The organism is Fusobacterium sp. (genome assembly GCF_019012925.1).
GTDB lineage: Bacteria > Fusobacteriota > Fusobacteriia > Fusobacteriales > Fusobacteriaceae > Fusobacterium_A.
This window is the reverse complement of sequence record NZ_JAGIRL010000028.1, coordinates 1-9,643: the sequence shown is the minus strand read 5'-3', so window position 1 is coordinate 9,643 and position 9,643 is coordinate 1. Positions and strand designations below refer to the sequence as shown.

The 9,643-nt window shown below is 27.8% G+C and carries 7 protein-coding genes and 1 pseudogene; all 8 read right to left on the bottom strand.

Going from position 1 to position 9,643, the window contains the following annotated elements:
- A pseudogene (locus QZ286_RS05300) lies at window positions 1–594 on the bottom strand (hypothetical protein); the annotation flags it as partial.
- The gene (locus QZ286_RS05295) at window positions 560–1,450 is read right to left on the bottom strand and encodes a hypothetical protein (protein ID WP_291255933.1); all 891 of its coding nucleotides are present in this window, start codon (window positions 1,448–1,450) and stop codon (window positions 560–562) included. The gene QZ286_RS05295 and the pseudogene QZ286_RS05300, both read right to left, overlap by 35 nt.
- Window positions 1,451–1,469: 19 nt before the next feature.
- Window positions 1,470–4,052, bottom strand: a complete 2,583-nt coding sequence (locus QZ286_RS05290; RefSeq protein WP_291255932.1) for a hypothetical protein — start codon at window positions 4,050–4,052, stop codon at window positions 1,470–1,472.
- A complete protein-coding gene (locus QZ286_RS05285; RefSeq protein WP_291255931.1) occupies window positions 4,049–4,732 on the bottom strand; it encodes a protein kinase in 684 nt (227 codons plus the stop codon). The genes QZ286_RS05290 and QZ286_RS05285 overlap by 4 nt, the downstream gene beginning before the upstream one ends.
- A gap of 3 nt (window positions 4,733–4,735) precedes the next feature.
- On the bottom strand, window positions 4,736–7,015 hold the full coding sequence (locus tag QZ286_RS05280; RefSeq protein ID WP_291255930.1) for a protein phosphatase 2C domain-containing protein: 2,280 nt from the start codon (window positions 7,013–7,015) through the stop codon (window positions 4,736–4,738).
- 27 nt (window positions 7,016–7,042) lie between these two features.
- On the bottom strand, window positions 7,043–7,567 hold the full coding sequence (locus QZ286_RS05275) for an FHA domain-containing protein (RefSeq protein WP_291255929.1): 525 nt from the start codon (window positions 7,565–7,567) through the stop codon (window positions 7,043–7,045).
- A gap of 23 nt (window positions 7,568–7,590) precedes the next feature.
- Entirely contained in the window at window positions 7,591–9,414 is a 1,824-nt protein-coding gene (locus tag QZ286_RS05270) for an Mbeg1-like protein (protein WP_291255928.1), read from the bottom strand.
- An 18-nt stretch (window positions 9,415–9,432) separates the two neighbouring features.
- Window positions 9,433–9,643: hypothetical protein (locus tag QZ286_RS05265; RefSeq protein WP_291255927.1), on the bottom strand; the 211-nt coding region annotated here is incomplete at its 5' end.

Genomic DNA, 9,643 nt, shown 5'->3' with positions numbered 1-9,643 from the left:
TTTCATTTCTTTCTCTAACTTCTCAATATCAAACATCTCTTCTATTGTATAGTACTTTAATTTACCTAAACACTTTCTCTCCTGAATTGGCTCTGTTATATCAATAGCCTCTTTTACAAGTTTTAAAGTTTCTATATAGTCTTTTTTATCTCCATTAGTAACTACTATTGATATCTTTACTTTATCAAAAAATATATGATTTTCAATAGCTAACTCTTTTTTTCCATTAAAAATATATTCATTTGAAATTTTACCTAAGATTTCTTTAGTGTCCTCATTCTTACGTAAATATTTAAAATTAGTGTCTATTGATGATTGATGAAATCTTTTTTCTGCCTTTTCTGGAGTATCCTTATTTGTATAATTAGAAATATCTATATAGATATTTTTCTCTTTGTTAAAAAATCTCATATAAATATTTTCATTATTCTTCTCATCTGTTAATTCCCATTCACAGAATACTTTTTTTATTCTATTAGAGTCAAATATATAGTTATCTTTTGAATAACTAAAAGAAAATAAAATTAACAATAAAAGCAATATTTTAAAACTTAAATTATCAATTTTTACCAATTTTTTCATTTGCATCATCATTTTCTCCTCCTTTTGTTCTTCCATTTTGATTAAATGGATTTGCTTCATTCAAACGTTTTGCAACTTTATCTGTGAGTGAATATGACTTAACATGTTCTATATTTATATTTTCAGCTTTTTCAGTATATTTTTGTTTTAACTCTAAAGTAAAAGTTCCCTCTCCAGATTTTATATTAAAATTTTCCTTATAGTAATCTACATACATATTTAAAAACTCATAATATAAACTTTGTACATCTGACAAAATAATTTCAATTTTTACATCCCTATAGTCCTCATATCTCTCTTTTTCTTTCTCTAAATTATTTTCATTCTCTTCCTCTATCTTCTCTTTATATTTTAAAGCCCATTCTTTTAGTTTATTACAAGCTTCTAAACTATGTTCTCCTGTTACTTTAGTCCAATTATTAGCTGTATCTAATACTCCTAAACCAAATCCTAATCCTCCTATTAAGTCATCAAATTTTAAATTCTCTTTGATGCTTTTCTTAAGTTCTTCATAATTTTCAGGATTTTTTGGAACTACACCTAAATCTATAGCCTTATTAGTAAACATAGCTACTTTTGTTGTTGCATTCACACTAGGAATTATTCTACCTACTATCTTTATTTTAAATTTTTTCTCTTCTTTAGCTCCTGAAACTCCACTTTTTTCCCACTGTTCTTCAGTTAATGTTGCATTTGTTCTTGCTATATTCTCAGTATCAATATCTATACTTATTATTTCATGTTCCTTTAATTCTATTATTCCATTCATATCCTCATATTGATATATATTTCCACTTTCATCTGTTTTCTGAGTTGTTTTAACTCCATTTTTTCTAATATCTTCTCCTATTCTTATTACACATCTCATTTTATAACCTCCCTATATTTTAATGTCTTCCATCAAAGAAGCTTATTGTAGTTATATCCTCTTCAAAAGAAAAATATTGTTTTTTCCCAATGAAAGTTTGATTATTTTCTCTCTTTACTGCTGTTACATAGAATCCCCAGAAGTTTTTATCTGTATAAGCAAAGAATTTTGTTTCACCATTAAAGATTGTATCTAAATCATCCTGTTCAAAATGGTTATCTAATAACTCTAACACTCTTTGCTCATCTTCCTCTTTATAGAACTCTGGTTTATTTATGTAAGTAAAATGTTTCTTTATCTCTTCCTCTTTATTTTTCAAATATAGTGGTAATATTTCTGTAGCTGAAATCTTTTTGATAGAACCAGCACTTGCTCCTGCTTGTTCCCCTGTTCTCAATATCTCAACCTCTTCTCCTGTATATTTTGTTCCATGTAGAGAGTATGGAACAATAGGAATATCGTTTTTGACTGCTACCCTTATATTTCCTATTTTACTTGAATTTAAGTATCTTATAGCTCCATCAAGGCAACTAATTTTTAGTTGTTGTTCATCTTCTTCTAAGTTTCTTCTAAAGTCTACCATCTTGCCTGGAACAAACTCTTTTAATACCTCATCAAATAGATTTACTTTACATGTTTGTCCACTAAGTTTTATTAATGAATAATCAAATATTATTCCAGTTTCATAATAAAGTGTTAAAAATCTTCTAAAGATTTCATATATATCCCCTTTTATCAATTTTATAATCTCACTTTTATTGATTATAATGCTAGGAAAAGTACTTATATTTCTCATAAATCCATTATCATATATATTCAAATTCCAGCTAGGTAAAACTGTTGATGACAAATCACTACTTTCAAAACGGACACTATCAAACTTTGTTCTAACTATTGTAGTCTTTCTAAATAACTCTTTCTTTAACTCCTCAGCTATCTCCCACATAAAGAAGAAGTTATTTTTTACTTTAGAGTAAACATCACTAGCTCTATTTTCAAAGTCAGCAAATTTTGTAGGAATAATTTTTTCTGCCTTTTCATATTCAGCTTCTATATTTTTATATATCTCTTTAACCCCTTTTTCATCTATATCTCTATATATCAACTCTCCAATATTAGGGATTAGTTCATTTATTCCTAAGTCTTTTTTATTTTGATAATGTTGTGCTAAAAGAATTTTTAAATACTGCATAATTCTATATGTGATATTATTTCCACCAAAGCTTTCTTCACTATTTTCAAAGGTAGTTTTTATATCTATATCATAATTTATCTCCTCTGAATTTATCTTGAATACACAAGAAGCTAAGTCTGTTGTTCCACCACCACAATCTATTATAAGAGCCTTATACTCCTCTCCATCATTAAATTTATTTTTATATATAATATTTTCAATGGAGTTATACAAAACTGCTACTCCTTCATCTAAAGCATTCTCTTCTATTATCTTATAGTCTGGTAAAATCTCCTTAAACATCATTAAAAATTCGCTTTTCAATTTTACAGGAGTAGTTATATGAATATTTTTAAATTTACATTTAAAAAGAGATTCTGCTCTATACATTATATAATCGATATAGGCTTTAACAATTTTCTTTCTCTCTATATATCTAATATCTCCATTTTCATCAACTATTCTCTCTTTTTGATCAATTGATTTTACCCAATTTTTTATACCATAGAATACGCTCCCCTTTAGGTTATAATTATTCTCTTTCAATAACTCCTCTACTTCATATCCAAAGGCGTACTCTATATTATCCTCATTAAAACAATTTTTTATATATACAACTGTTGGTATTACATTTGAATAATCATCAAGCCCTTTGGGAAATTTTACATAATTTGTCTTATCTAATTGAATGTGTTCGCTCAATATCTTATGTTGTGGTAAGTTTTTTATATAATATTTATCTAAATATACCCCAGCTGTTGTATTGGCTGTCCCAAAATCTATACATAATGGAGTGTCTGTTGTTTCTAAATCTAAAAAAAGGAAACTGTCTAGTGGCACTTGATAGTAGTTTAAAGACATAGGAAGTTTACTTTCTTCATCAGCATAGTATGAGTTAAATAAAAATTTCTCATCACTTCTACCAAAAAATAACAATGAGTAGTTCTGATTCTTTAAACCATCTAATCTAAGCAATTTTTCATCACTTTTAATAAAAAAAGTATTTTCTCCACCTTTTCTATCTCTAACGAGTTGAAAAACTCCACATAAATAACTGTTTCCATTTAATAAAAATATATTATTATCTGATATATGCTCTGGGATTGTAACCTTATAGTCGTCTTCTTCTGTAAGTGGCATTCCTTTATAAATGACAATTTTATGAGGAATTTTAATATTATTCGAATCATTTAATCTAAATCCAAGTTTTGTATCAAATAAATCTTGTAACCTTTCCATCCCAAACTCTTTGTAGGTATCTATACAGTAGACTTTTTCTCTACTTCTATATTTCAATATGATATTGATTAACTCTGTTCTATTCAGATTTTCTCTAAATCCCTCTACCAATTTCTCATCAACACATATTTTGTATAAATCATAATGACTTTTTCTTTTTAGTTCATCATAAACATAGTATCTTTTCATATCTTACTCCTAATATCTAATAAAATTCTTAATATTTTATCTATACTATTAAATCTTTCTCTTTTATCTTTTTTCATACCTCCATAAATGATTCTATAATCTTTCTTGTCCTCTTCAATCAACTGATTGTATATAGATGCTACACTATATATATCATTTTGAGGGCATCTTATAAACTCTTGATAAATCTCTGGAGCAGAATAATTTTTACTTCCTTGAATATATTCAACCTTTTCTCCATCTAACATTGCTGAACCAAAGTCTATTATATATATCTTTCCTCTGTTATATACGATATTCTCTGGCTTTATATCACAATGAATAATTTTAGCTTTATGAAGTTCTTTAACTATTCTAGAGAGCTGGATTAAAATATCCAGCTTCTCTTCATAGTTCAACTTATTTTTTATATCTTTTAAATTTTCTCCCTCAATATAGCTCATACACAAACAAAGCTCTGTACTATCAATATATTTAGGCATAAAATCAAAATCTAATTGTTTCAATATCTCTTTTTCAATTTGAAATTGTTTTAGTATCTTTTGATATTTCTCTTTATCATTGAGATATTCACTATTTATCATTTTCAAAATAATTTTCTCTTTACTACTATTTTCTGTATAATATACAGTAAATGTTTTACCTTTTCTTAGAACTTTCATTTTCTTTTCCTTTGACATTTTTTATAGAAATGGAATCCAACTAGCTTTTTTCTTAGCCTTCTTATATTTTTCCTCTATCTCTTGCATTAGAATATCATAGTTCTCTTTCTCAAAATACTTATCTCCCTCTAAACCTTTATATTTCTCCATAACTTCTTCATAAAGATTTCTAGCTTCCTTATATTTTTCTTCTTTGAATAAGTCATCAGCTTTCTTTTCATCTTTATTAATTGCTAAATATTTTTTCAGAGTTTCTATTCTTCCTTGTAAATACTCTTGTTGTATTTTATTATTAGTATTTACAGAAACAGAGTAGGCTTCACTATATTTTTCATAAGCTAACTGATATTTTCTATTAGCCAAGAATAAATCTCCCTCTTCTTGGATACTATCAGTTAATTTTTGATTATCTTTTAGTTGAACAGAAATATCTTGAGATTTTTTTATAATAGCCAATGCTCTTTCATACTCTCCACCGTCAGCATATGCCTTGGCTTCATTTAAATATGCCTTATTTTCCTTTATTAATGTAGTTTTTACTTCAGCTAATCTTAAAATTCTTCCCTCTATTTCTAGTCTTCTAACCTCATCTCTTAGCTCAGCATAGATTCCTTTAGCCATTTCAAGATATACAAGAGCTCCATTTATATCGGAATTCTCTATCTCATAAGCTTTCTTCTCATACATCAAAGCTCTATCATATTTTCTCTCTCTTGATTTAGCTAATCTTTCTGCCTTTTCAGTTACTTCTGCTAATAAATCTATCTTATTAAATTTTAAGAATACTAACTTAGCTTCAAGATAATTTCTAATAGCTCCCTCAATATCCTCTTGTTCTAAAAGCTCATCTCCATCAAGCTTCATATTATAAGCTACTGCTAAACCTTTACAAGCTGTAATTGAGTCATCTATTTTTCTTGAGATTTCATCTATTTTCTTATATTTCAAGTCCTTAAGCTGAGGTATTTTACCTTTAGCCTCTCTATACATCTCTTCTGCTGTAATAAAATCATTAGCATTATACAATTTATCAGCCTCATTCACATCAGATAAAATTTCCTGTAAAACTCCTATCTGCTCAATTTTCTTATCAACTAATAACATCTGTCGTCCTAAGTTTATATTGGTTATTTTAGGAGAGAAAACTGTTCTATAAACTATATTTGCCTCTTGTGGACTAATTTCTAAAGCTGTATATTCATTTTTACTTTTTTCAAAATACTCTAACGCCTCTTCAAAATCTCCATTTTCCACATATTTTAATCCTTCATTTTCATATTGATATGCTCTTTCATAAGTTACATCTCTCTCTTTTTTCAAAGAATATCCTTTGTATAGGAAAAAACTTAGCCCCAATATTACTATAGTTATTATCAAATACTTCATATAATTAATTTTTGACTTTTTCTTTCCTGTTGGAGATACCTCATTTATAAAGATTCCTGCTAAAGTATAGTTAGGAATATTTTCATCAGAGTTATCCTTTAACTTATTCTCAATAGCACCTATCCATTTTCCTACTTTATCAGTTTTAGATAATTCTACTTCTATTTCTGATTCATCTAAATTTTCCCAAGCTCCATGACTTAATAGCAATATTCTATCTCCATCATATAATTGGACTCTCTTTGAAATATATGGTTTTATTCCATCCATCTCTCCCATAGCTTGTGTCAACTTATTTCTTTGACTATGAAATCTAATCTCTTTATAGTCAAGCTGATGAGCTTCATAGAGCATATGAGCTATTGAATGATCCACTGTCTTTTCAGTAACTATATCATCTCTTAATAAATAAAGTCTTGCATTTCCTACATTTGCATATATCATAGACGTATAGTCTGTTATGAATACCACAAGTGAGGCACTCATTCCACGTTTTTCTCTACTTCTTTCTTTTAAATTCTCTACCTTGTTATGTGCTTTTAATATTATTTTTTTTAGAAATCTTTTTGAAAGTCTAGGCTTTTCCATAAAAAGAGAAATTACCTCTTCTACTGCTATTTTACTGGCTTCTTCTCCACCTTTTTCTTCGTCATATCCATCTGCTAACGCCCATATAGCAAAGTCTGGTAACTCTATATATCCAAAATAATCACAATTAACTGGTTGTTTTCCTATTCTTGATACAAAAGAAGTTATAAATTTACTTTCTGCTTTCCTCCCTGTTTCCTTACTTTCAACTTTTGATTCTTCCTCTTCATTTTTTGTTGGAATTAAGCTTTTTACTTTTTTTATATCATTCCCAGCCCTTTTAACTCCAGACTTTGCTTTATTTACTTCATTTAAAATATTATTCATAAATTATCCACCTAATATTTCTAAATTTTATTTATCTATCTTCCAATCAAATTCATCTCCACACAAAGCTACAAATACAAATTTTGATGTTCCCATTTCAATAACATTAAATGACTGTAATCTTGTTGGAGCATATACAGCTTCATTTTGCACATATACTATTCCTGTCCCCTCACCTGGTGTAATAACAAACTCTCTATTTTTAGGATTGTATGCTATTATAGCGTGATTTTTTCTAGAAATTGAATTATCTCCTTCTATACAAATATCCATCTCTGGAGTTCTTCCTATGAAGTTTTTTTCTGTTTTTAATTTGTAATCCTTTCCTTTATCATAACCATCTATACAAACTAACCAACCTACAACAGGTTCTATTGCTATCTCATTTGCCCAATAAGACTGTGTAGCCTCATCTTCTATTTCAACTCTATCCATTGCTACAACTTCTTCTCTTACCTCTGCCTGCTCTAATCTCTCACTGTTACAATAAGGACATGCCTTGTGTTGTGAAGCGTTATATACATGTCCATTCTCACATCTTTCTAATTTCATAATCTATTCCTCCTTAAAATAATTTAATTACAATATTCTCCTCTACCATTGAATTTAAATCCACCTTTAGTACTAAAATTTTGATAATATTTTTCATTGTTTTGATTTGATAATTTTAAACCTTTTGTCTCTTCTTTCTTTTTTCTTTCTTTAATCTGTATCAGTTGTGATTCCACCCCACCTTTTATTCCTGCTAAAGTTACATTAGATAGCTGTCCTATTACATATACTCCTTCTTCATCATTTTTATCTAGTTTAAATGTAAATGGAGTATAGTGAATATAGTCATTAACATCTGATGATAAAACATTTATAGAAGGTGTTAAATATTTTATCTTCGCTTCTTCTATCAATGTTAGATTTCTCAAAAATACTCTTTCCTTTTTTGCTAATGTATGGAATCTTTCAAATGGTTTTTCTTTATCTGTATATTTTGTACTACTTTCCTTAAATATCTCTAGTTTCAGACAGTTATTTGTTGGTTTAATATATTGATATATTGTTTTTATTAGATTTTTAGTAAATATCTCATTGTATTTTCCTACTTCAATCATTCCTTCTTTATTCATATACATTAAAAAATCGTTGACACTGTGGTATGTAAAGCCAAACTTATCTATTGTTTCTTTTATTACTCTTGTTTTTGTATCATTTATAGGCTCTTGCTTACCCACTTCACCAGTTAAAACATCTATTATATTTCCTTCTCTAGTTTGTAATAGCGCAGTCCAATCTTTTGAATTATAGTAGTTTTTTATATTTTCAGACTGAACTTCAAAAGATAATTGGTAATTTCTTATTCCTCTAAGTAGCCAATATATTTCAATTGATTTTATTTTTAATTCCTTTTCTAATTGCTTTCTTTGTTCAGAAGTTAAGTTATTTCTCTCCTCTCTATTTCTTCCAACAGAATTAGAATCAACAAAGCTTAGAGAAAATCCATCTTTCTCTATTACTGTATACTTTCCCTTCTCATAGATTTCTGTTGCTCTAGGATTTAGTACATTAAAAATTGAATCTATATTTTCTTTTTCACTAGAGAGAATAATTTTATCCTTTATATTTCCATTTTTTTCTAATACTTTTTCCTCTAATTCACATTGCATTTGTAATGAGTATAACCCTATATAGTCTGTTATATCATTTCCCCAAAATATTCCATCAGTTATCTTATTTTTATGTTTTCCTAAACCTAAAGCATTCCAAGTGACTGTTGGATATTTTTTATTGGTACATACATAAACATACTGAGTTAGACACCCACCCAAACTATGTCCTGTTAAGTGAATCTTCTTATTGGGATATAACTCCTTTACATATTCAGCAAACAAATATGCAGAAACTAGTTGAGAGTGACTTCTATTTAAAAATCCTATATCTAAATCTGTTAGTAAATCCTTTAATTGCTCTGGCTCAGTTCCTCTATATGCTATGACTATGTTCTCATCTTTCATAAAAGCTACTGCATAAAAACCATCATCCTCTACATCTTCAAATTTGTACTTATCTCTATATAATTTAGTTTTATCAGCACTATATATAAACTGCCAACCATTAAAATCGTAGTATGGATTCATTAATTTGGGATTTTCTTTATTTCTAACTATACCAAAAACTCCAAATAATCTCTTATCAGCCTCATCATACATCAATATTCCATTTTCTACTCTTGGTTCTATTGTATCTTTACGTTTTATCTCGTTCCATACGTCAGATAAGTTTAAAAATTTTATAAATTCCTTGTCATTATATTCGTCATGGTCTTTTAACTTATTTAAATCTAAATTATTCCAATTTAAATATGATAATTGGGCAAAAAAAGCATATTCTACATCTTTAATCATCATTTTTCGACTTCCTCTCTCCTAATCATATCTATTAGCACTTATTTCTTTATAATTTTTATGTTTTTTTCTTGCTTGAAAAAAAATATTAGGTAAATCATAATTGCCAAAAGAATTTACAAAATAATCTGTTAAATATCCTAGCTCACTAGGGGTTAAACTTCCTGTAGCTTTATATCTTTTCAATAGCTCTTTTACTTTTGGTTCATCTTTGTACAAATAGAATATATTT